At 60.5% G+C, this 24,374-nt stretch carries 17 protein-coding genes; 6 read left to right on the forward strand and 11 right to left on the reverse strand.

Annotation, left to right across the window (positions count from 1 at the left end; all coding sequences use genetic code 11):
* Window positions 1-191: 191 nt before the first annotated feature.
* The 3 genes from AC07VO_RS02910 to AC07VO_RS02920 are packed head-to-tail and all read left to right on the forward strand — an operon-like array spanning window position 192 to window position 5,676.
* Complete coding sequence (locus tag AC07VO_RS02910) at window positions 192-1,436, forward strand: exonuclease SbcCD subunit D C-terminal domain-containing protein (protein ID WP_086946144.1); 1,245 nt, start codon at window positions 192-194, stop codon at window positions 1,434-1,436.
* Window positions 1,433-5,074, forward strand: coding sequence for an AAA family ATPase (locus AC07VO_RS02915; RefSeq protein WP_495007474.1), 3,642 nt, complete (start codon window positions 1,433-1,435; stop codon window positions 5,072-5,074). The genes AC07VO_RS02910 and AC07VO_RS02915 overlap by 4 nt, the downstream gene beginning before the upstream one ends.
* Window positions 5,071-5,676 (forward strand): glutathione S-transferase, encoded by a 606-nt coding sequence (locus AC07VO_RS02920; protein ID WP_086946146.1) that lies wholly within the window; start codon window positions 5,071-5,073, stop codon window positions 5,674-5,676. The genes AC07VO_RS02915 and AC07VO_RS02920 overlap by 4 nt, the downstream gene beginning before the upstream one ends.
* 161 nt (window positions 5,677-5,837) lie before the next feature.
* On the opposite strand, the gene AC07VO_RS02925 is transcribed toward AC07VO_RS02920, so the two are convergent.
* From AC07VO_RS02925 to AC07VO_RS02965, 9 genes are all read right to left on the reverse strand, one after another.
* Window positions 5,838-6,095 (reverse strand): hypothetical protein, encoded by a 258-nt coding sequence (locus AC07VO_RS02925; RefSeq protein ID WP_018926169.1) that lies wholly within the window; start codon window positions 6,093-6,095, stop codon window positions 5,838-5,840.
* Window positions 6,092-6,304, reverse strand: coding sequence for a hypothetical protein (locus AC07VO_RS02930; RefSeq protein ID WP_018926170.1), 213 nt, complete (start codon window positions 6,302-6,304; stop codon window positions 6,092-6,094). The genes AC07VO_RS02925 and AC07VO_RS02930 overlap by 4 nt, the downstream gene beginning before the upstream one ends.
* Window positions 6,305-6,419: 115 nt before the next feature.
* Window positions 6,420-6,545, reverse strand: coding sequence for a hypothetical protein (locus AC07VO_RS02935; protein ID WP_007901166.1), 126 nt, complete (start codon window positions 6,543-6,545; stop codon window positions 6,420-6,422).
* A gap of 208 nt (window positions 6,546-6,753) precedes the next feature.
* Entirely contained in the window at window positions 6,754-6,933 is a 180-nt protein-coding gene (locus AC07VO_RS02940) for a hypothetical protein (RefSeq protein ID WP_018926171.1), read from the reverse strand.
* 155 nt (window positions 6,934-7,088) lie between these two features.
* Window positions 7,089-8,258, reverse strand: coding sequence for a lactonase family protein (locus AC07VO_RS02945; protein ID WP_086946148.1), 1,170 nt, complete (start codon window positions 8,256-8,258; stop codon window positions 7,089-7,091).
* Window positions 8,251-8,547 carry a DUF5629 family protein gene (locus AC07VO_RS02950; RefSeq protein WP_018926173.1) on the reverse strand — a complete coding sequence of 99 codons (297 nt, stop codon included), beginning with the start codon at window positions 8,545-8,547 and terminating at the stop codon, window positions 8,251-8,253. The genes AC07VO_RS02945 and AC07VO_RS02950 overlap by 8 nt, the downstream gene beginning before the upstream one ends.
* 186 nt (window positions 8,548-8,733) lie before the next feature.
* The gene (locus AC07VO_RS02955) at window positions 8,734-10,314 is read right to left on the reverse strand and encodes an aldehyde dehydrogenase (NADP(+)) (protein WP_086946149.1); all 1,581 of its coding nucleotides are present in this window, start codon (window positions 10,312-10,314) and stop codon (window positions 8,734-8,736) included.
* 10 nt (window positions 10,315-10,324) lie between these two features.
* Entirely contained in the window at window positions 10,325-11,317 is a 993-nt protein-coding gene (gene araD1, locus AC07VO_RS02960; protein WP_018926175.1) for an AraD1 family protein, read from the reverse strand.
* A 43-nt stretch (window positions 11,318-11,360) separates the two neighbouring features.
* Entirely contained in the window at window positions 11,361-12,683 is a 1,323-nt protein-coding gene (locus AC07VO_RS02965; protein WP_086946150.1) for an MFS transporter, read from the reverse strand.
* A 193-nt stretch (window positions 12,684-12,876) separates the two neighbouring features.
* On the opposite strand from AC07VO_RS02965, the gene AC07VO_RS02970 reads away from it, so the two are divergent.
* The 3 genes from AC07VO_RS02970 to AC07VO_RS02980 all read left to right on the forward strand — a co-directional run bounded on the left by AC07VO_RS02970 (window position 12,877) and on the right by AC07VO_RS02980 (window position 20,315).
* Complete coding sequence (locus AC07VO_RS02970; protein ID WP_018926177.1) at window positions 12,877-14,613, forward strand: IlvD/Edd family dehydratase; 1,737 nt, start codon at window positions 12,877-12,879, stop codon at window positions 14,611-14,613.
* A gap of 122 nt (window positions 14,614-14,735) precedes the next feature.
* Window positions 14,736-15,455 (forward strand): FadR/GntR family transcriptional regulator, encoded by a 720-nt coding sequence (locus AC07VO_RS02975; RefSeq protein WP_495007476.1) that lies wholly within the window; start codon window positions 14,736-14,738, stop codon window positions 15,453-15,455.
* A 144-nt stretch (window positions 15,456-15,599) separates the two neighbouring features.
* A complete protein-coding gene (locus tag AC07VO_RS02980) occupies window positions 15,600-20,315 on the forward strand; it encodes a dermonecrotic toxin domain-containing protein (protein WP_086946151.1) in 4,716 nt (1,571 codons plus the stop codon).
* 111 nt (window positions 20,316-20,426) lie between these two features.
* Here the strand turns inward: AC07VO_RS02980 and AC07VO_RS02985 are convergent, their stop codons facing one another.
* Window positions 20,427-22,811 carry an efflux RND transporter permease subunit gene (locus AC07VO_RS02985; protein ID WP_086946152.1) on the reverse strand — a complete coding sequence of 795 codons (2,385 nt, stop codon included), beginning with the start codon at window positions 22,809-22,811 and terminating at the stop codon, window positions 20,427-20,429.
* 28 nt (window positions 22,812-22,839) lie between these two features.
* Window positions 22,840-23,907 carry a WD40/YVTN/BNR-like repeat-containing protein gene (locus tag AC07VO_RS02990; RefSeq protein WP_086946153.1) on the reverse strand — a complete coding sequence of 356 codons (1,068 nt, stop codon included), beginning with the start codon at window positions 23,905-23,907 and terminating at the stop codon, window positions 22,840-22,842.
* Between the last annotated feature and the right edge of the window lie 467 nt (window positions 23,908-24,374).

Consider the following 24,374-nt stretch of genomic DNA (forward strand, 5'->3'; position numbering starts at 1 on the left):
CATACCGGAAGAAATGAGGGGTGTGGTTTTGGGGCTGCTTCGCAGCCCAGCGGGAGCAAGCTCCCTCGCCACAGGCCTTCGGCTCGATCAGATCCATCGCGCCATCCCAAGTATTTGCCAGTAAACTCTCCCCTCTTTAGCCGCCATCATTTCCCCCGCGGCCATCACCTTATTTTGTTGCGGAGTACGCCTTGCGTCTGTTCCACACCTCCGACTGGCACCTTGGGCAGAACCTGCACGGCCAGGAACGCGATTTCGAGCACGCCTGTTTTCTCGACTGGCTGCTGCGTCAGCTGAAGCTGGACCAGCCTGATGTGCTGCTGATTGCCGGCGATATCTTCGACACGGTCAACCCGCCGGTCAAAGCCCAGGAACGCCTCTACGATTTCATCGTCAGCGCCCACGAGCAGCAGCCCTTGCTGACCATCGTGATGATCGCCGGCAACCACGACTCCGGCTCGCGCATCGAACTGCCCGCGCCGTTGATGCGCCGCTTGCGCACTCACGCCCTGGGGCGCGTGCTGTGGCTGGATGACGGCCAACTGGATGCCGAACGCCTGTTGCTGCCGTTGCCGGATGCCAGCGGCGCAATCGCTGCCTGGTGCCTGGCGCTGCCGTTCCTGCGCCCCGCCGAAGTGACCGGCGCGCAGCTGGGTGACAACTATTTGCGCGGCATCGGCCAGGTTCACGAATGGCTGATTGAAGCGGCGAACGCCAAGCGCAAGCCGGGTCAGGCGCTGATCGCTATCAGCCATGCGCACATGGCCGGCGGTTCGGTGTCCGAGGACTCCGAGCGCAGCCTGATCATCGGCAACGCTGAAGCCCTGCCTGCCAGCCTGTTCGGGCCGAGCGTCAGCTATGTCGCCCTCGGGCATTTGCACAAGCCGCAGAAGGTCAACGGTGAAGAGCGCATCCGCTACAGCGGCTCGCCGATCCCGCTGTCATTCTCCGAGATCGGTTATCAGCATCAGATTCTCGACATCAAACTGGATGGCGAAACCCTGCTCAGCGTCGAACCGAAGCTCATTCCCCGACCAGTGAACCTGCAACGCCTCGGCCCCGCGCCGCTGGCGGAGATCCTGCTGCAACTGGCCGACCTGCCCAACATTGACCTGCTCGCCGACATCCAGCGCCAGCCGTGGCTGGAAGTGCGGGTGCGCCTCGATGAACCGCAACCGGACCTGCGCCATCAAGTGGAAACAGCCCTGCAAGGCAAAGCGGTACGGCTGGTGCGGATTGCCGCCGAATACGCCGGCAACGGCAGCCGCGACGGCGTCGAGGACGGCGCCACCTTGATCGAACTGGACCAACTGACGCCGCAGGAACTGTTCAGCCGCGCCTGGCAGGACAACTATGGCAGCGAGGTCGATGAGCAAACGCTCAGGGACTTCGCCGAGCTGCTGCAAGACGTGCAGATGGAGAGCGAACAGCCATGAAAATCCTCGCGATCCGCTTGAAAAACCTCGCCTCCCTGGCCGGGCCATTTGAAATCGACTTCACCGCCGAACCCTTGGCCAGTGCCGGTCTGTTCGCGATTACCGGGCCGACCGGCGCCGGCAAAAGCACGCTGCTCGATGCGCTGTGCCTGGCGCTGTTTGGCGCCGTGCCGCGGCTGAACAATACCGGCCGCGATGCCAAGGTTCCGGACGCCGATGGCGAAATCGGCACCGGCGACCCGCGGACCCTGCTGCGTCGTGGCACCGGAGAAGGTTATGCCGAAGTGGATTTCGTCGGCATCGACGGTCGTCGCTATCGCGCGCGCTGGGAGGCCAATCGCGCTCGGGAGAAGGCCGGCGGCAAGCTGCAAGCCAGTCGCCAGAGCCTGCGCGACATCGATCAGGATCAACTGCTGGCCAGCCAGAAAGGCGAATACAAGACCCAGCTCGAAACGGCGCTGGGCCTGAACTTCGAACAGTTCACCCGCGCCGTGTTGCTGGCCCAGAGCGAGTTCAGTGCGTTCCTCAAGGCGGACGACAACGACCGTAGCGAACTGCTGGAAAAGCTCACCGACACCGCGCTCTACACCCGCCTCGGTCGCCGCGCCTTCGACAAGACCAAAGAAGCGCGCGAAGCCCACAAGCTGTTGCAGGACCAGGCCACCGGGGTCACGCCACTGTCGCCTGAAGCCCGGGCCGAGCTTGATGAGCGCTTCAATGACGCGCAGCAGCAACTCAAGACCCAGCAGGCGCAGCTCAAGCAATTGGAGCTGCAACACACCTGGCTCAAGGACCTGCGCCAGTTGCAGGACGCGCAACAGAGCGCCACCGAGCAACTGCAATCCGCCCAACAACACTGGGACAGCCTGGCCAGCGAGCGCTTGAAGCTGACCCGTCTGGAGCAACTGGCCCCGCAACGGCACCAATTCGCGCGAAAGACCGAATTGACCACCCAGCTCACACCGCTGGCGGCACAGATTCAGCAGCATACCCAACAGCAAACCGAACTGAACGCGCGTCAGGCTCAGCTCGAACACAGCCTGAGCGCGGCGCAAACGGCACTGGCCGCCGCACAAAGCCAACACAGCACCAGCGCGCCGCTGCTGCGTCAGGCCTTCGAAGAGCAAAGCACCCTCGCCCGCCTGGTCAAGGACGCCAGCCTCAGTGCCGACCTCAAGCAGCAGGCAGAACTGGCCAGCACTCAGGGCCAAAGTACGATTCAGGGCTTGCTTGACCAGCAGAAACAGGTCGCAGAACGGTTGCAGCGTATCGCCGGTGAGCTTGAGCAGAGCACTCATCTGGCGCCACTGAGCGACGCCTGGAACGCCTACCGCGATCGCCTGCAACAACTGATGCTGATCGGCAATCGCCTGAACAAGGGCCAGTCCGAACTGGCCGGCCTGGAGCAAAGCGCCACCCGCGCCGCCGAGGATCTGGCCGCTCAACGCCAGAGCCTGGAGCTGCTGTACAAAGAGGCTGGCGCCGAGCCCGAAGCCGTGGCCGAGCAGATTCAGATCCTTGGCAGCCTGCTACAGGACAACCGCAAGCAACTGCGGGCCGTTGAAGAACTGACGCGGCTGTGGGCCAGCCAACAGGAACTGGACAAGCGCGGCACCGAACTTCAACAGCGCCAGCTCACCGCGCAGCAAGCGCGTGATCGCCTGACCCAGGACGGGGTGAAGACCAAGGCCGAATTGACGGTCGCCGAACAGACCCTGACCGTCACCCGCGAACTGCTGGAACGTCAGCGCCTGGCACGCAGTGCCAGCGTCGAAGAGCTGCGTGCACAACTGCTGGACGATCAGCCGTGCCCGGTTTGTGGCAGCCCGGACCATCCTTATCATCAGCCCGAAGCCTTGCTGCAAAGCCTCGGTCGGCACGATGAAAACGAACAGGCCAATGCCCAGAAAGCCGTTGACCTGCTCAAGGAAAAACTCACCGATCTGCGCGCCGAAGTCGGTGGCCTGATTGCTCAGCAAAAGGAATTGCTACAACAGCAAGAACAACTCGCCACTCAGCAACAGAGCCTGGCACCGAGCCTGGAAGCGCACCCTCTGTCTGCTCAACTGTTGGCCCAGGACGCAGACAAACGCGATGCCTGGCTGACCCAACAAAGCAGCCAGTTGAACCAGAGCATCACCCAGGACGAACAGCGGCAAACCGCCCTGCTCACCCTGCAACAAGATGCCGCGCGACTGGCGCAACAACTGCGCAGCGCCGAAACGGCGAACCAACAGGCGACACAACACCTGCTCAACCAGCAACGGGAGTTGAGCAGCGATCGCCAACGCCTGGACGAAGAACTGAGTGCGTTCAGCAGCCTGCTGCCAGCCCAGACGCTGGAAGCCCTGCGCAATGAACCCGCCGCGACTTTCATGCAGCTCGACCAGCAGATCGCCCAGCGCCTGCAACAACTCGAACAGCAGCGCGATGAACTCGCTGAACAGCAACAACGCCAGCAGACGCTGGACAAAGAACAAGACCGCCAGCAGACCCGCACCCAGCAACTGGACGCCGCGCAGCAGCAGTTCAGCGCGTTGGCCGGGCAACAACAGGCTTGCCAGGTAAAACTGACGCAACTGCTGGGCGAACACGCCAGCGCCGAACAATGGCAGCAGCAACTGGATCAGGCCGTCGAACAGGCGCGCAATGCCGAAGCGACGGCCAATCAGGAACTGCAAAGCGTGCGCACGGGGCTGGTGCAACTGGCCGCCGAACTCAAGGCGCAACAGGAACGTGCACAAGCCCTGGAAAGCGAAGACCGCGAGCTCAGCAGCAAGATCGCCGACTGGCGCGCGCAGCATCCGGAGCTGGACGACGGTGGGCTGGAAGCGCTGCTCGGTGTCAACGACCAACAGCTCAGCGAGCTGCGTCAACGATTGCAGCAAAGCGAACAAGACATCGCGCAAGCCAAGGTGCTGTTGCAGGAGCGGGATCAGCGCTTGCGCGATCATCAGGCGCAGCACAACGGCAACCTGGACGCCGGACAACTGGCCACGGCACTGGCCGAGCTGCAAAACCTGTTCGCCGCCAGCAAGCATCGCTGCGCCGAATTGCGTGCTGAACAAACCGAAGATCAGCGTCGACAAAACGCCAATCAGGCGCTGACGCAGCAGATCGCCGACGCCTACGCCGAGTACCAGCGCTGGGCGCGCTTGAGTGCGCTGATCGGTTCGGCCACCGGCGACACCTTCCGCAAAATCGCCCAGGCCTACAACCTCGACCTGCTGGTGCATCACGCCAACGTCCAGTTACGGCAACTGGTGCGGCGCTATCGCCTGAAACGGGGCGGCAGCATGCTCGGGTTATTGGTGATGGACACCGAGATGGGCGATGAACTGCGCTCGGTGCATTCGCTGTCCGGCGGCGAGACGTTCCTGGTGTCGCTGGCGCTGGCGCTCGGTTTGGCATCGATGGCATCGAGCACGCTGAAAATCGAATCGCTGTTCATCGACGAAGGCTTCGGCAGCCTCGACCCCGAATCCCTGCAACTGGCCATGGACGCCCTCGACGGCCTGCAGGCGCAAGGACGCAAGGTCGCGGTGATTTCCCACGTACAGGAAATGCATGAACGGATTCCGGTGCAGATCCAGGTCCACCGTCAGGGCAACGGCCTGAGTACCCTGGAGGTGAAATGATCACGCTGTATTCGTTCCGCCGCTGCCCCTACGCCATGCGCGCTCGCATCGCCCTGCGTTATTCGGGGGTTGCGGTGAATATCGTCGAGGTCAGCCTCAAGGCCAAACCGGCCGAAATGCTCGCGCTGTCGAGCAAAGGCACGGTACCGGTGCTTAGCGTGGATGGCCGGGTGATCGATGAAAGCCTGGAAATCATGCGCTGGGCGCTGGCGCAGAACGACCCGCAGGACTGGTTGCTCAAGGATGACCCTGTCGGGCAGCAATACATCGCCGGGCTGATCGAAGAAAACGATCAGGTGTTCAAGGTGCACCTCAATCGCTACAAATACGCCGAGCGTTATCCCGAGCAACCAATGACGTTTTATCGCGCCGAGGGCGAGGTGTTCTTGCGCAAGCTGGATCAATTGCTGGAGGGGCGCGCCTACTTGCTGGGCGAGCACCCGAGCCTGGCGGATGTCGCCTTGATGCCGTTCGTGCGGCAATTCGCCCATGTGGATCGCGAGTGGTTCGGGCAGACACCTTATGTGCGATTGCAGGGCTGGTTGCAGCGCTTTCTGGAATCGGATCTGTTCACCGGTGTGATGCAGAAGCAGCCTTTGTAGCAGCTGCCGAGCGTGCGAGGCTGCGTTCGGCTGCGTAGCAGTCGTAAACTCGGCTGATGCGGTCTGACTGATGCACCGCAAGCTCTGGTTTTACGACTGCTTCGCAGCCGAACGCAGCCTTCGGCAGCTGCTACAGGTGTGGGTGTGTGCAGGTAAGGGAATCAAGCCAACACTTCACACATCCCCAACGCCGAGCAATCCACCTGGAATGGCCCGAAAAATTCGCCATTGGATTTGCTCGGCGGATTACCCACCAGCAACTCCAGCGCCTTGGCGGTCTGGATGTTGTGGGCGATGTTGTGGTTGCATTCGATGGCCCGTGCCACCGAGCCCGCCGAGCCCTGCCCGATCCCCAACAACGAAGCGCCATTGGTCATGAACGCCAGAAAGGCGATGACCCAGAGTCTGCGTCCTTTCATGCCCCTGCCACCCCCGCCAAGTCGACGTCATCAACCACCGCATGTTGAGCGCGGTGTTCGAACTGGATGCCGGGATAAGCGACCTGAATCGGTGCTTGAAGGCTGTGTTGCGATTGAGCCGAAAGGCTGACGACCAACACCATGGCCACGTAAAGACCAATGGCCAGGTAGGCGCCGTGTTTGGCAGAAGTGAGGATGGTGCTGGCCATGGTGATCTCCGTGGGCATGTTTCAGTGCCCACAGAATCGATCAAAAAACAGAAGATAACTAGCGACCTTTATGCATAGTAGCTATCAGTTTTATTGATCTTTAACCCAGCGCGTTTCAATCCTCGATAAAACTCATCAAGCGCTCACGGGCCGCGTCCGGCTCGTTGGGAACGGGCTGGGCAGCCGACAGAATCGGGGTGGAATAGAGAAACAGGAGAACCACTGCCAGACGCATTGCCATGCTGTCGATCCTTATTAGAGAAGGAGTCAAAAAATCAGCGTCAAATTTAAACACATGGCTATGTGATATCAAGCAATACATTGATGGCAATATGATGCTGTCGTAAATGCGTTATGCAGGAGCGACATCACTTCGAGGCTTTTCGACGCCTGTTTGGGCCGATCGGCAAGTGACTTCGCTCCTGCATAAAGGGTGCAGGGCTGACATTTCAGTGTTGGTTTTTGTGATCCAGTGCGGCGTAGAAGTTGGCGCTCTGTTGCAGGTATTTCTGGGTGTAGCTTTGGGTGTGGGATTTTTTGTCGCTGATTTCAACGTTGGCGCTGGCAGGCAGAGCAACAGTGGCGGAAATAGCGGAAGCGGCGATAACAGAGAAGAGATTGAAGTTCATGGCGGTATTCCTCGATTCAGTTGGCTTGCTTGCCCGGTTGGGCCGTGAAGCAAACTTAACTCCCGAGGGTCGGCGCCTTGAAATGCTTTGTAGCATTAGCCGATATCAGTCTCATTAATAGAAGGTTGCAGGCCCCATCAACCGGGGCCTGCGGCCTATTGACGCAGCAGGAACTTGAGATCGCTCGGGGCATCCATCGGCAGTTTTTGCACGGTTTTGCCCAACAGACCGGTCTTGGCGTCACGCTCGATGACGACAATCTGGTTGCTCTTCTGGTTGGCAATCAGCACGAATTTGCCGCTCGGGTCGAGACTGAACTCGCGCGGGTGATCACCGTCCACCGAGCGACGCTGAAGCTCCTTGAGGTGGCCGGTTGCCGGGTCGATGGCGAACACCAGCAACTGATTGGCGGTGCCACGGTTGCTGACGTAAAGGAACTTGCCATCGGCCGAGGCGTGAAGCGCAGCCGCGGCCTTGCCCGATGTGGGCAGCCCCGCCGCCAGATCGACCAACTGCGTTTGTTCGAGTTGGCCGTCCTTGTAATCGAACACCGCCACCTGCGCGCTCATTTCCATGGTCAGCCAGGCGTGCTTGCCATCGGCGCTGAACAGTAAATGTCGCGGCCCGCTGCCGGGGGGCAACGGGACGGACGCGGGTTTGGCGGCAGTCAACGGCAGTTCCGGATTGGCCTTGGGGTCGAAGCGATAGATAAAGATCTTGTCCGCGCCCAGGTCATTGGAAAACACGTATTGACCATCCGGCGAAGAGATCGCCGAATGCACGTGCGCCGACATCTGCCGCACGGGGTCGATCCGGCTGGACGGATGACCGCTCATCTGCACGACGGGTTTCAGCTTGCCATCGGGGCTCACCGGTAACACCGCCAGGGTGCCGCCCGGGTCTTCAGCCACCGAGTAGTTGCTGACAAACAGATGGCTGGCATCACCGCTGATGCTCGAATGGGTCGGCTCGTTGCCCAGGGTTTGCACCTGGTTGATCAGGCTCAGCTCATGGGTTTTCGGATCGATTGCGTAACTGCTGACGCGCCCTACCGGATCGGCCTGCCCCGGGCCGTTTTCGTTGACCGCGAACAAGCGACGTTGATCCTTGGACACGGTCAGCCAGGACGGGTTGGCGCTCTTCACCACTTGCAGCGGCTTGGCATCGATCTGCCCGGTGCGGCTGTCGAAGTTCAGGCGATAAATCCCCTGGCTCTGGCCGGCGGTGTACGACCCCACCAGTAATTCGTAGTTGTCGACCGGCGCCGCCTGCACGCCCATCGCGCCGACGCTGCCGGCGATCAACAGTGGCCAGAAGTTACGCATCCTCATTCGTTTCGTCCTCGTCATCCTGACCACCAAACGCTTCCATAGGTACCAGCCGGTGTTCACCGGAATCACCGGTGATGATCCAGCTCTTCAAATCGGGATCGAAAGTCGCTGCCTTGATCTGCGCCATGCTGAACTCCCAGCGCTTGAGCGCCCGACCGTCCATGCATTCGATGTGCAGGTTATCGTCTTCATCGAGAGAGAAGTCGAAAGCGTGCAGCCCGTCGATCTCCAGCATGTCGCAATGTTCGAGGGCGTTGAGCAAGGTGTCGTTTACGGCAGTCATGGCAGTCAATCTTTGAATGGGAAAGACGCAATGATAGCTCAATGCGGGAACGGACTGTGGCGAGGGGGCTTGCCCCCGTTTGAGTGCGTAGCACTCACAAAATCTTTGGTACATCAGCGATTTTGGGGCTGCTTTGCAGCCCAACGGGGCGGTGGGGCGTTCCGACAAGCCCCCTCGCCACAGCCGTTAGAGCGCTTCTCGTGATGGTTTGCCATCGACCAAACGTTGGATGCGCAACGGATTGCCATTCTTCAACGCGTCCGGCAGCAGGCTGTCGGGGTAGTTCTGGAAGCACACCGGGCGCAGGAAACGGTCGATGGCCAGGGTGCCCACCGAGGTGCCGCGCGCATCGGAAGTCGCCGGATACGGCCCGCCATGGACCATCGAATCGCAGACTTCCACACCCGTCGGATAACCGTTGAGCAAGATCCGCCCGACCTTCTGCTCCAACAAGGGCGTCAGCTCGCCGAAGCGTTCGAAGTCCGCCGGCTCACCGATAATCGTTGCCGTCAGTTGCCCGTGCAGGCCGTTCAGCGCAGCACTGAGTTGCGCCTGATCCGCCACTTCAACAAACACCGTGGTCGGGCCGAACACTTCCTCTTGCAGCACTTCATCGCCATCGAGCAACAGACTCACATCCGCCTTGAACAATTGCGGCTGCGCCTGATTGCCTTGTTGCGGATTACCGGCCAAGTGCTCGATTTTCGGATGCGAAAGAAGCTTCTGCAGGCCTTTGCCATAGCTGCTCAAGGTGCCGGCGTTGAGCATGGTTTGCGCCGGCTGATCGCCGATCAGCCCGGCCACCTGCTGTACGAACGCACTGAACTGCGGCGAACGAATGCCGATCACCAGCCCCGGATTGGTACAGAACTGCCCGCAGCCCTGCACCACTGAAGCCGTGAGGTCACGGGCGATGCTTTCAGCACGAGTATCCAGCGCCTGCGGTAACACGATCACCGGGTTGATGCTCGACATCTCGGCGAACACCGGAATCGGCTGCGGCCGTGCCGCGGCCATGTCGCACAGCGCCCGACCGCCTTTCAGTGAACCGGTAAAACCGACCGCCTGAATCGCCGGGTGCTTGACCAGCGCTTCCCCTACTCCACCACCGTAGATCATGTTGAACACACCGGCCGGCATGGCGGTTTTTTCAGCGGCGCGAATCACCGCGTCGGCCACCCATTCAGCGGTTGCCATGTGGCCGCTGTGGGCCTTGAACACCACCGGGCAGCCGGCGGCCAAGGCCGAAGCGGTGTCGCCGCCAGCAGTGGAGAACGCCAACGGAAAGTTACTCGCGCCAAACACCGCCACCGGCCCCAGGCCAATGCGGTACTGACGCAGGTCCGGACGCGGCAGTGGCTGGCGTTCCGGCAGCGCCAGATCGATCCGCGCGCCATAGAAATCACCACGCCGCAGCACCTTGGCGAACAGACGCATCTGGCCGCTGGTGCGCCCACGCTCACCTTGAATCCGCGCCGCCGGCAACGCGGTTTCGCGGCAGACTACGGCCACGAACTCATCGCCAAGGGCGTCCAGTTCATCGGCAATCGTGTCCAGAAATTGCGCACGGCGCTCGGCGCTCAGGCTGCGATAGGCCGGGTAAGCGGCGGCGGCAGCCTTCGCGGCGGCGTCGACTTCTGCAGCGGTGGCTTGGTAGAAATCGTGGGGCAAGGCCTCGCCGGTGCTGGCATCGGCGCTCTGCAGTTTGACGGTGCCGGCAGCGCTGCGCTCGCCGCCAATGTAGTTGTGACCAAGAATCCGGGTCATGGGTGTCTCCTTAAAGTGTGCCGACGGTGCCGGGTTCGAACGCTGCTTCAACCGGAGCGATGCCGTTGATCAAGGGTGCGCCGAACTCGGCCTGGCTGATCTCGAACACATCACCCGGCCGGGTACGGATGCCATCGGCGAAGGACAGGGTCGCGGTGCCAAAGAAGTGGATGTGCACGTCGCCGGGGCGCAGGAACTGGCTGTACTTGAAATGGTGATACTCGAGGTTTTCCAGGCTGTGGCACATGTTGGCTTCGCCACTGAGGAACTCGTTCTGCCAGAGCACTTCGCCGTCGCGCAGGATGCGACTGGTGCCTGCCAGGTGTTGCGGCAGTTCGCCGACCCGAAGCTCCGGGCCATAGCTGCAACTGCGCAGTTTCGAATGGGCCAGGTAAAGGTAATTCTTGCGTTCCATCACGTGATCGGAGAACTCGTTACCCACCGCAAAACCGAGGCGATACGGTTTGCCGTCGTGGCCGATGACATAGAGGCCGCTGAGTTCGGGCTCTTCCCCGGCATCTTCAGCAAAGGGCGGTAGCGGGAAAGGCTTGCCCGGTCGCACGACGATGCTGCCATCGCCCTTGTAGAACCATTCCGGTTGCACGCCGGCCTGGCCGGCTGCAGGTTTACCGCCCTCCACACCCCACTTGAAGATGCGCATGGTGTCGGTCATCGCCGCTTCATCGCCGGCCTGCTGATGCATTTTGTCCCGAGCCGAGGCGCTGCCCAAATGGGTCAGGCCGGTGCCGCTGACCAGCATATGCGCCGGGTCCGGGTGATCCAGCGGCGGCAGGATGCGCAGCTTGGCCAGCAACTCGGCATAGTTGTGGCTGATGCCCAGCCCCAGGGTTTGAACCTGTCGCTCAAGAGTGGTGCCCGCCTCGATCGCCGCCAGCGCCAGATCCCGCACCGTGTGCGCATCCTGCACTTCACGCACCAGACCGTCTTCGACCACGCCGACGCGGCGTTCGCCATTACTCAATTCGAACTGAACTAAACGCATGAACCTTCTCCTGTTAATGCAAAACTTGTTGGCCAATCTCGCGTCAGGTACGGGTAGCACCGCGGGCACTTGCCACGAACTGGTCGACCGGCAGCACGTGCTTGCGTTCCAGCAGGCGATACACCACGCCGGTCAGGACCAGGCCGAACACCATCACGCAGGACAGGAAATACAGCCCCGACGCCAGGTTGCCGGTGTACTCCTTCAGCGCACCGATCACGAACGGGCCGATGTAGCCGCCGAGGTTGCCCACCGAATTGATCAACGCGATTCCTGCCGCCGCACTGGCGCCGGCGAAGAAGCGCCCCGGCAAGGTCCAGAACACCGCCGTGCAGGAAAACAGCGCGAACGCCACCAGGCACAGCGCCGCCAGTTGCAGCACCGGTACCGACAGCCAGGCGCTAAGGAACAGGCCGATGGCACCCAACACATACAGCACCGCCAGATGACCGTAGCGATCATTCAGGCGGTCGGAACTGCGCGGAATGATCAGCAAACCGATGATTCCGAAGATGTACGGCACCGATGACACGAACCCGGTCACCAGGTCCGTGCCACCGAACTGCTTGATCAGCGTCGGCAGCCACAAACCGAGGCCATAGATGCTCAAGGTCACCGGCAGATAGAACAGCGCCAGCAGCAACACCCGTTTGTCCTTCAGTGCATGCAACGGATTGCCGTGGCAGGTCTGGCCATACTCGGCGAGGTCTTTTTTCAGTTCCCCGGTCAGCCAGTCTTTCTCGGATTGATCCAGCCATTTCACTTGGTCCGGGCCGTCCGGCAAGTAGCGCAGCACCGGCCAGGTCAGCAGGATCGCTGGCGTACCGATGACGATGAACAGCCACTGCCAGCCGTGCAGGCCAAGCGTGCCGTCCATACCGAGCAAACCGCCGGACACCGGGCCGGTGATCATCATGGCGATGGGTTGGGAAAGGATGAACAGCCCGAGGATCTTGCCGCGATGGCGAATCGGGAACCATTGGGTGATGTAGTACAGCACGCCTGGAAAGAACCCGGCTTCGGCCGCGCCGAGCAGAAAACGCATCACATAGAAGCTGTTCGGGCCCTGGACGAACGCCATGCCGATGGTGATAGCGCCCCAGGTGACCATGATCCGCGCGAACCAGCGTCGGGCGCCGAAGCGGTCGAGCATCAGGTTGCTGGGGATCTCCAGCAGAAAGTAGCCAATGAAGAAAAGCCCGGCACCAAATCCGTAAGCCGCATCACCGATGCCGACGTCGGCGCCCATGTGCAGCTTGGCGAACCCCACGGCGGAGCGATCCACATAGGCGATCAGGTACAGCAGGATCAGGAAGGGAATCAGTTTCAACGTGATGCGACGGATAAGCCGCAATTCCTGGCTCATGAGTTCGGTCTCCGATTGTTGTTGTTATAGAACCTCGGGGGACGCCTCTCGCGGAAAACCATCAGGGCCATCCCTCCGTTGAAAACGACTATATAGTATTACTATTTAACCAACAACACTTCCAAACAGCCGAAATTGCGCTTATGTTACGCCACAGCTCGAACAATATAGTCATACAATAAGAGAACCGATCATGACTGATAAGAAACCCACCCTGCGCTCCGCCCAATGGTTTGGCACTGCCGACAAGAACGGCTTCATGTACCGCAGCTGGATGAAGAATCAGGGCATCGCCGACCATCAGTTCCACGGCAAGCCGATCATCGGCATTTGCAACACTTGGTCGGAACTGACCCCGTGCAACGCGCATTTCCGCCAGATCGCGGAGCACGTCAAACGCGGGGTGATCGAAGCCGGTGGCTTTCCTGTGGAATTCCCGGTGTTCTCCAACGGCGAATCGAACCTGCGCCCCACCGCCATGCTCACCCGTAACCTGGCGAGCATGGACGTCGAGGAAGCCATTCGCGGCAACCCGATCGATGGCGTGGTACTGCTCACTGGTTGCGACAAAACCACTCCGGCGCTGCTGATGGGCGCGGCTAGTTGCGACGTGCCGGCGATCGTCGTCACCGGTGGGCCGATGCTCAACGGCAAGCACAAGGGCCAGGACATCGGTTCGGGCACGGTGGTGTGGCAGCTCAGCGAACAGGTCAAGGCTGGCACGATCACCCTTGATGATTTCCTCGCGGCCGAGGGTGGCATGTCCCGTTCCGCCGGGACCTGCAACACCATGGGCACTGCCTCGACCATGGCTTGCATGGCCGAAGCGCTGGGCACGTCCCTGCCCCACAACGCGGCGATTCCGGCAGTCGATGCGCGCCGTTATGTGTTGGCGCACATGTCGGGTATGCGTGCGGTGGAGATGGTTCGCGAGGATTTGAAGCTGTCGAAAATCCTCACCAAGGAAGCCTTCGAAAACGCCATCCGGGTGAACGCTGCCATCGGCGGTTCGACCAACGCGGTGATCCACTTGAAAGCCATCGCCGGACGCATCGGTGTCGAACTGGACCTGGACGACTGGACCCGCATCGGTCGCGGCATGCCGACCATTGTCGACCTGCAACCGTCCGGGCGCTTCCTGATGGAAGAGTTCTACTACGCCGGTGGCTTGCCTGCAGTGCTGCGTCGCCTGGGCGAAGCCAACCTGATTCCGAACCCGAACGCCCTCACCGTCAACGGCAAAACCCTCGGTGAAAACACCAAGGACGCGCCGATCTACGGCCAGGACGAAGTGATCCGCACCCTCGACAACCCGATCCGCGCCGACGGCGGCATCTGCGTGTTGCGCGGCAACCTGGCGCCACTGGGTGCGGTGCTCAAGCCCTCTGCGGCGAGTGCCGAGCTGATGCAACATCGCGGGCGCGCGGTGGTGTTCGAGAATTTCGACATGTACAAGGCGCGGATCAACGATCCGGAACTGGACGTGGACGCCAACTCGATTCTGGTAATGAAAAACTGCGGGCCGAAGGGTTATCCGGGCATGGCCGAAGTCGGCAACATGGGCTTGCCGGCCAAGCTGCTGGCCCAGGGTGTGACGGATATGGTGCGGATTTCCGACGCACGCATGAGCGGCACGGCGTACGGTACCGTGGTCTTGCATGTGGCACCGGAAGCCGCCGCCGGCGGGCCTTTGGCGGCAGTGAAGGAAGGCGACTGGATCGAGCTCGATTGCGCCAGTGGACGTTTGCATCTGGACATTCCGGATGCCGAACTGGCCGCGCGCATGGCCGATCTGCAACCGCCACAACAGTTGCTGGTGGGTGGCTATCGCCAGCTGTACATCGACCATGTGCTGCAGGCGGATCAGGGCTGCGACTTCGACTTCCTCGTCGGTTGTCGTGGAGCCGAGGTGCCGCGTCACTCTCACTGACCCTCTGGATTCTGTAACCACAGCAGAACCTGTGGCGAGGGAGCTCCCTCGCCACAATGATTGTGCCCGCCGCGCCTGCTATCATGCGCAGCACCCCATCGCACAGGACCGCGCCGTTCCCCATGGATTACCGCAAACCCTCCGACCGCAAAAGCATGCACTCGCGCATCGTCCAGGAATTGGGCATGCAGATTGTCTCGGGACGCTTCAAACCGGACGACAAACTGCCCGCCGAAGCCCTGTTGTGTGAGGAATACGCGGTCAGCCGGCCAGTCCTGCGCGAAGCGACCCGAGTGCTGGTTGCCAAGGGCCTCGTGTATTCCCGTCCGCGGGTCGGCACCGTGGTCAAGACGCGCCGGGAGTGGCACATGCTCGACCCGGACGTGCTGCACTGGCTGATGCAAAGCAGCCCGCAGAATGAGTTCTTCAGCCTGCTGACCAGCGTGCGCAGCATCATTGAACCGGCCGCTGCAGCCCTGGCCGCGCAGTTCGCCACCGACGCAGACATCGCCTCCATCGGTGAAGCCTACCAACGCATGGAGTCAGCACCGACGCCTGAAGCCTTGTTGCAGCCGGACCTGGATTTCCACAGCCGCATCGCCGACGCGACCCACAACGACCTGCTGGCGAACCTGTGCAACATGTTGTCGGTGGCGATTGCCGAAGCCTTGAAGCACTCCAACCAACGGCCGAACCTGCATGAACTGGCGTTGCCTCGGCATAAGGCGATTCTCACGGCTATCGAGAATCGCGATGCGCTGGGTGCGCGGCATGCGACGTTGGTGCAACTGGACGATGCGCGTAACGCGCTGAATGTGGTGCTCGGCACCGATCCCGCATAACCACCACAATTCCCCTGGGCTCATTGCCACCACGTAGTCATCCCTTAGATCATCGAATTGTCGGATCTGCGGTATCCCGTTACCGCACATCCATTCCGGCCTCGCCTTACTTTGCGTGACTCAACCCATGCAAAGGATTGCATCATGCCGATACCTGCATCCCCCCCTGCCACGGCGGACATGACCGATATCATCGCGCACGCCGTCAGCGCCCGCTTCAGCTCCCGCCCCACCCTGCGCTCGGAAACCGCTCGCCTGCTCAAGGACGGCGTACTGGAAAAATACCCGCAACTGGACTTCGACCCTGAGCGAACCAAAATCGCGCAGCCGATTCCCAACGGGGCCTGGCGCCTCACGTTACTGCTGGACCTGGTACTGGATTATCTGGCCAGCGGCACACCTGTCGATTTCAGCGAGCGGTTCGGTCGTGCCTGCTTTCTGACCAACCGTGCGCCCGCGCAACTGACTATCGGCAAAACCACATCACGCCTGCCTGATCTCCAGGTGATTGCGGGGGTCATCCTTGAGCTGCCCGACTTGCTGCACATCGGGCTCCAGGAATCGCTGACCCTTTACTGGAACCAGAAGGACGAGGCCGGCGTCAGCCGCTGGCAATGGCTGGGAAACTTGCTGGCCGGCGTCCTGCAGACATCCGCGACCCGCCTGTCGAAAAGCAACCCGGTGCAGGCCGGGATTCTCGCGGAGCTGGCCAGCCACCCGGACAACCTGCAGCGTCTCCAGCAATCCTGGTCAAAAGGCCCCATACAAGCCTGCACCCTACAAACCACCCTGACCAACGGTGACGTCTCCATTACGCTGCAGGCCTCCGAGCTCCTGGTGACTTGTGGTGAAACCCATTTGTTGTGCAGCGTGACCGGCAAAATCGAGCCCTTCGCTTCCCTGGAAGCTTTCGGCCTGGCTTGGGGCGCACGGTTTCAGCGGGCATACAAAGCCGATGTCATCACCTGGAAGCGGTTTGAGCCGGACGGCAACATCTTTGACATTCAGGCTGCCCTGCTCCTGAACCGGCAGCTGGAAGATCTGGCTGAGCTCAAACTGCCTGCCAACCAGGGCCTGGGCGAGTTGGTGAAACACGTTGACGCGATCACCGAAGTCGCCACGCTGTTCATCGACAGCCAACCGGACGAGGCCGCTTTTCAACCGATACAGGCGTCGATTCCCAGGTGGTTGCAAGCGGCGACACCCACTGACCGCATGGCCTATCGCAAGCACGTCCTGGCCATGGCCAGCGTCAAGCAACAGACCCAGGGGCGCACCTTCAACGATGGCATCGACGACCTTCGTACGTTTGCCCGAAAAGCCTTGCACAAGCAGATGCAGGAAGATTATCCGCTGGCGCCCGGTTATAACTCCGACGAGCTGGAACTGACTTTTCATGTACCCGTCGGTGACCTCGGCAGCGGCTACATCGAAACCGTCAAAATGACCCTGACCGAGCTGGCGATCAACAATCTCGCCGCAAAACCCAAGGGCCGCATGACTGTCCGTCACACCGGAGACCAACTGATTCAGCAGTGGACTACCGACGACTATCTGCTGGACCTGGTGAGCCGGGTCAATGTCGGCCAGCACTATCCCGAACTGATCGAAACCTTGCTGCTCGGCGAGACCGACGACGCACGGGAGCGGGAACGATTGTTCGCGCTGGAACTGTCGGTTCATCTCCCCCTGCTGGCCCTCGAACATTCGATCAAGGGTGAGCACGGGTTCACCCATCTGGGGTATCGCTATGTCGATGCGTTGATGAATCGCACCGCCGCCGAACGGGTCGTCAACGAACAAGCCGTGGTCATCCGGCCCCTGGCGTTCCAACGCAAGGACGGCGCCGACTGTGATGTGGCCGCCAACATGTTCATCATCGAGCCCAAAGACTTGCAGGCCAGTGCTCCGCATATCCTCTATCGCCCGTTGTACACCCCGTCACTGCAGCAATACGCCGCACGCAGCGACTTGCTCAAAGCGGTCGCGCAACAGGGCGCGCTGCAAACCAGCGTGCTGACCTGGCTCCCGGACCGCGCACGTCCGGTTTACGACAACAACGGTTTCAACGAACCGCATATCAACCACTTTCACATCGGCGACGAGTTCTCGCCGCCAGACAAGCCGAAACCGGCGATTCTGGCAGGCGACGAAGCTGCGGCCCAGTGGCTCAGTGCAGTGGAGGAAGGTCGATTGCCGGCCAGCCTGTTCGCCAGCAACGCCCGGGCGCTGGCCGATCTGGCTGACAGGCAATCGGTGTCCAATGCCGAAAGCCGTTGGGCGATCATCCTTGAGGGTGGCTGGCTGGTCTTTAACAACCTGGTACTGCCGCTGTTGCGCGGCCCGGCAATGCTGGTGGGCTGGATGCTGCAAATCACCCATAGCCTGATCAACGACCTGCCCGCACTGGACAGTGATGACCCAACTACCCGGAATCTGGCCTGGATCGATGTGCTCTTGAACATCGGCCTGCTCCTTTTGCATGTCGCACGAACTCAAGGTGAACGGCCTGCACTCGCGCCAGAGCGCATGGGCGAAGACGCTCCGGTGCCCCTCGATCCGCTGCGCCGTCTGTTGCCACTGGACTTGCTGCATCCCGAGACAACCATCACTCAAGAAACACCCGGACTGCCCTCCGAACCGCCGGGCAGTGGCAATACGTTGCTGGATTTCAACCTGTCGACCGCTCGGGACTCGACCTCGGCGCGGCTGTTCAACAAGCTGCAGGCGGTCAAGGTTGCATGGCCCGCGTCTCTGCCAGAGCCTGTTGCAACCGGTCCGTTCAAGGGGCTGTACCGGATCGACAACAAATGGCACGTCACGGTCGCCGGCCTGCTGTTTCGCGTGAGTGTCGTGCCCGGTTTCGGTGAGGCCTACCTGGTGCATCCCGAGCATCCCGACCATCCGGGAATCAAGCTCAAAACCGATGGATACGGCCGGTGGACGCTGGATCAAGGGCTGAAACTGCTCGGCGGAGGACGTAACGCCAGGCGGGATGCCCTGCGCGAGAGCAAACAACAACGCATCAGCCTGCTGGAACTGAACCACCAGGAATTTTTGCAGCAACAGACGCAGGTGCAAAAACGCGTTGATATCGCGGAAAAGCTGATGGAGCTGAAAACAAACGACCCCGCCAGCAGCGAGCAGGATCGCACCACTTTTCGCCAACGGTTCGCAGACGAGCTGGACAAACAGAGCGAAACCTATGTCACGGCGCTTGCCGAAATCCGCGAAAAAAGCGCTCTGAGCAAAACTGATCCCGATCCAAACCTGCAGCGCAACCTGCTGGAGAATCTCATCAACAACGCGCGCAAACGTGTGGTCATCGCTGACCGGGAACGGGAAGCCACCAATCGAACTTACGCGGACTTGACCCGCGGTATCGAACACTTGCGCGAAGCAATCAAGGACAAGGGCAACGTCGTACTGGATCGATACTTCGAATTCATGCGCAGGACCTCCGAAGTCAACGAAACCATGATCAGGTTCTACGAAGAAACAGAGAGCCGACTTGCGGAGCTTAAACACCTGTCTCGCTTGGGCTTGGAGGACTGGAAACGGTTGACCGACAATCGCTCCGAGAATGAATTGACCGCTTTGCGAGTCAAATCCTACCAACTGAGCATCTTGCGTATTCTCAGCCTGAAGGAACTGGGTAGCGCCACCATGGCCCCACTCGAACGCGCACTCGATCCCCTGATGTTGCTGTCTCGCTCCCATTCCGAACTGCAAACTTCTCGCACTTATAACAATAGCGATCGGATCGCCGTTCTGGACAACCTGGTCGATCACTACCGCAAAGCACTGGATGGGCTTGAAAGTATCGGCATCTTCAATGCCGAAGAATTACAGCCGGCGGCCTTCAATCGCCTGCGAGAGATCATCGGTGAACTGCGCCTCGATGCCGAGCGACGTCTGGCCGATGACCTTCAAAATCTCCCGCAACCTTCGGTCTCCGAGCCCGGTCCGTCTTCACCCGGAGCCAGCAAGCCCCCGATCCAGCGCCCCTCTTCATGGGCCAGTCGCAAGCGGGTCATCAAAACCGCCAAGGGCACTCTGATCGGCGATATTCGCCCCCGCGTGGCTAACCAGGGCGGAGACATTGTTGATATCAACGGTCCACTCGAAGATGCACCACTGGCTTCGTTCCATGAACATGAACCGAATGTCTGGGTAGAAATGATCGAGGTCAGGCAGCCCGCACCCAAGGCCTCCGCGCACTCCTACGCACAGCTCAAAGGGGATGCCCGCAAGGCCATCGCCAATGTCGACAAGCAGGTAAGGAAAATCGAGGGTTACGCGCAACGCGCAAGCTCACCCAAGGAAATTGAAGAACAATTGCAACGCGAAGCACAAAAGCTGACCGGGTATGCCGAGGGTCTGGAACACCATGAGGCCCCCTCGCCAAACCGGGAACAAGATGCCTCGTTAATCCGCGATTTACGCGATCACGCGCGAGCCCTCGACAGTAAGGCATCGGAACTGCGCATCCGCATGACACTGGCCCAGCCCCCCAGCAGTGAGGGTGTGGAGTTTCTGTTACGGTGCAAGGAGGTTTACCCACGCATGATCGGTAATCGCGTACAACTGAAAACCGGACGTAAAGACTTCATGCAGGAGTACGTCCTGTTGAACAAAGACGATCAACCCTGGGGGTACGCGCATTTCCACTATGAGCGCTTCGATGATGCCAAGACGCAATATACCCAGGCCCATCTGAAAACCAGGGAACAACGCTTCGAAACCTACGAATCGGCGATGGCCAAGGCTACAGATCCGAAACAGAAAATCGATATCCACCGCGGGATCATCAGCAAGGAACTGGCCAACAGTGCATTCCTGACGCTACAACCACGCTGAGTGATTCGGTCCCTGTCTAGTCCTGAAACAGGTGTAAACCTTATTCAGGACGAGACACCCCCATAAAAAAAGCCGCAACCTGAGTTGCGGCTTTTTGGGTCAGGCTGACGCCTAGTGAGCAAACAGCGAGTTGCCCTTCTGCCCCGCCAGTTTTTCCGGTTTGATCAGGAACCGCGCCAGCGCCGGCAGCAGCCACAACGCGCCGAACATGTTCCAGAGCAGCATGAAGGTCAGCATCAGGCCCATGTCGGCCTGGAACTTGATCGCCGAGAAGATCCAGGTGCACACGCCGATTGCCAGGCACAGACCGGTGAACAACACAGCTTTACCGGTGGACTTCAGCGTCTGGTAGTACGCCTCTTGCAGCGACAGACCGGCACGCAGGAAGCTTTCCAGGCGACTGTAGATGTAGATCCCGTAATCCACGCCGATCCCCACCCCGAGTGCCACCACTGGCAAGGTCGCCACTTTCACACCGATGCCCATGAACGCCATCAGTGCGTTGCCGAGCACCGAGGTCAGCACCAGCGGCAGCACGATGCACAAGGTCGCCGCCCAGGAACGGAAGGTGATCATGCACATGGTCGCGACGCAGATGTACACCAGCACCAGAATCGTCAGTTCGGAACGCTTGATCACTTCGTTGGTGGCGGCCTCGATCCCGGCGTTACCGGCCGCGAGGAGGAATTCCAGGCCTTCCTTGTTGTTGTCCTTGGCGAAGTCCTGCACCGCATGAACCGCGCGATCCAGGGTTTCGGCCTTGTGATCGTTGAGGAACACCAGCACCGGCGCCAGGGAGCAATTGTTGTTGTACAGACCATCGGCACGGGCGATGGAGTTGTTCAACACGTCCGGATTGCGCGACAGGGTTTCCCATTTCAGGTTGCCCTCGTTCATGCCCTTGATCATTTGCTTGGACACGGTCACCAGCGAGATCGCCGACTGCACGCCCTCGGTGTTCTGCATCTTCCACATCAGCTCGTCGATCGGTGCCATGGCTTCATAGCGCGAGCACCCTTCAGGCTTGGTCTTGACCATTACCACCAGCACGTCGGAACTGGTGGAATAGTTGTTGATGATGAAGCTGTTGTCCTTGTTGTAACGCGAGTCCGGACGCAGTTCCGGCGCACCCTGGTCGAGGTCGCCGATTTTCAGGTTCTGGCTGTACCAAAGGCCACCGCCAAAGGCGATCAGCGCCAGGAGAATGGAGACCGGTGCGACTTTCGGGCTGGCAAAGTTCGCCAGCAGGCGCCAGAAGGGATGCTCGCGGTGCGCGTCTTTCTTGCTGCGGTCGACGGCGCGTTTGCTGATACCCACGTAGGAAATCGCTACCGGCAGCAGGATCAGGTTGGTGAACACGATCACCGCCACGCCGATGGACGCGCCGATGGCCAGTTCACGAATCACGCCGATGTCGATGATCAACAGCGTGATAAAGCCCACCGCATCCGCGAGGATCGCGATCATCCCCGGGAGGAACAACTGACGGAATGTTCGCCGCGCCGCAGTCAGTGCGTTGTCCGCCTCGCTGGACTGCAAGGCGATACCGTTGATTTTCTGCACGCCGTGGGAAATCCCGATGGCGAAGATCAGGAACGGCACCAGCATCGAGTACGGATCCAGCCCGAAGCCGAAAAAGTGCATCAAGCCGAGCTGCCAGACCACCGCCACCAGCGTCGTACTCAGTACTGCCACGGTGCTGCGCATGCAGTTGGTGAACCAGTACAGCAGGATCAGGGTGATGACGAAGGCGACGCCGAAGAACATCACCACCATGACCAGCCCATCGATCAGGTCGCCGACTTTCTTGGCGAACCCGACAATGTGGATCTTCACGTTAGGGTTCTGGGTTTCGAACTTGTTGCGGATCTTGTCTTCAAGTTCATGCGAGAACTTGCGGTAGTCCAGTACCAGCAACTTGCCCTGGTCTTGCGGGTCCGGGTAGGACTCCAGCAGCGGGATGTCGACGATGCTCGACTTGAAGTCGTTGGCCACCAGCCGCCCGACTTGCCCGGACTTGAGCACGTTGTTGCGCAGCAGGTCGAGGCTCTGCTGGGAGCCGTTATAGCTCTGGGGAATCACCTCACCACCGGCGAAGCCCTCCTCCGTCACCTCGGTCCAACGCACGCTCGGGCTCCACAGCGACTTGAGGCCGGAACGGTCGACGCCGGAGATGTAGAACACCTCGTCGTTGATCTGGCGCAGGGTCTCCATGTACTCCTTGGAGAAGATGTCGCCATCGGTGGCTTCAACGGAAATCCGTACGGTGTTGCCCAGGTTCGCCAGATCGTTGCGGTGCTCCATCATCTTTTCAATGAACGGATGCTCGAGCGGGATCATTTTTTCGAAACTGGTGGACGGCCGGATCAGCGTCGCCTGCCAGAACAGGAAAATACTGACCAGCAGGCAGATGACGATCACCGCCGGGCGGTTGTTGAAGATCAGGCGCTCAAGAAACGTCGCCTTGTCCTGATGAGGAGTGCTTAAGGATGTCATAGACCCGCCTTCTTATTATTTGCCCGGCTCATTTGGACGACCCGTTTGTGCCATTCTCTGCGCCCGTTGGCGAGGTGACGCGCACGCCGCCCTGGCCTGCCAGAATCAGATTACCGTTACCCGCCGCCGTGACCGACGAGACGGAAATGCGATCGGGACGGTTGAACACGCTGAAGGTCTCGCCGTCGTCGCTGCTGCGAATGACACTGCCGCCGTTGCCGACGATCACGATGGAACCGTCGTCGAGCAACGTGGCGCCGGACAGGCCGAATTCCAGCGCACCGCGTGCAGCCTTGAGTTCGACCTGATCCCACGTGGTGCCGAAATCCGTGGAGCGATAGAGATTGCCCCGCAAGCCGTAGACCAGCAGCGTGGCCGGTTGCGCGGTGCCGATGACGCCGAACAGCGAGCCCTCGTAGGGGCCTTCAAGCTTTTCCCAGGTCTGCCCTTCATCGGCGGAACGGAACATGCTGCCCTGCTCGCCGACGATGAAAATGCCGGAATCCTTGACTGCAGCTATGGCGTTGAGGTGGTACTGGTCTTCGTTGGCCAGGCGATCGCTGACGTCTTCCCAGTTTTTGCCACCGTCGGTGGTTTCCAGCAAGGCACCGTAGGCGCCCACGGCATAGCCGCTGTTGACGTCCTTGAACCAGACGTCGAGCAGCGGCGATTCGCGGCGCAGGTCTTCGAATTGCTTGGTCCAGGTGACACCGCCGTCTTCACTGGCGAGGATCTGCGCGTCATGGCCGACGGCCCAACCGTGCTTGTCATCGACAAAAAATACCGCTGTCAGCAGTTGCCGGGTCGGCACCTTGGCTTGGGTCCAGGTCGCACCCTGGTCATCGGAATAAAGAACGTGCCCGCGATCGCCGACCGCCACCAGGCGTTTGCCGGCATGCACGACATCGAGCATCAGGCCTTTGCTGGCCTTGGCGGATTCAATGGAATAAACCACGTCGGTGGTCGGCGCGGCAGCGGCCAGCACAGGAGCCGACAACACGGCACAACCCAACAGCGAGAGCGCTGTAGCCAGCAACGCGAACCTGCGTAACGCCGGCGGGCGGCAAATACTCACACCCATGACAGGCTCACTCATAGACCTTCCCCCATTATTATTGTTAGGTCATTCAACCTTTCAGGGCGCCGTAAGGGGGTGCTCACCGGGACTGCCCTATTCCAGAGCATAGTCCTGAAACCCGCAATCCAGAGCCCCTTCGGAAGCTGGGCTTATCCTATCGGGGTTTGGAAAGGTCTGACAATCGACGCCACGTTATGTTTTGTTAACCGGGGGGATATGGGGTGTGGGTGAATGGGGAGGCATTCGGAGCGGTGATTGGAGTCTGGGGTCTGGGGTCTGGGGTACATATCCGTTTCTGCGGTAACGGCGGCTATTGGTTCCGCTCTTACAGCGGGTCACTTTGGAAAAGCGCCAAAGTAACCAAAGCGCTTTTGCCCCTTTCGTTCGGTGCCTCGCCCAGGCTCGGCATGCCCTCGCTCCGGTCCTGCTCCGTGGGCCCGCCGCCATCGGCCATCCATGGCCGGGGGCGGCTAACCCGGCATCCA

Source organism: Pseudomonas sp. GW821-FHT03E01 (assembly GCF_059420765.1).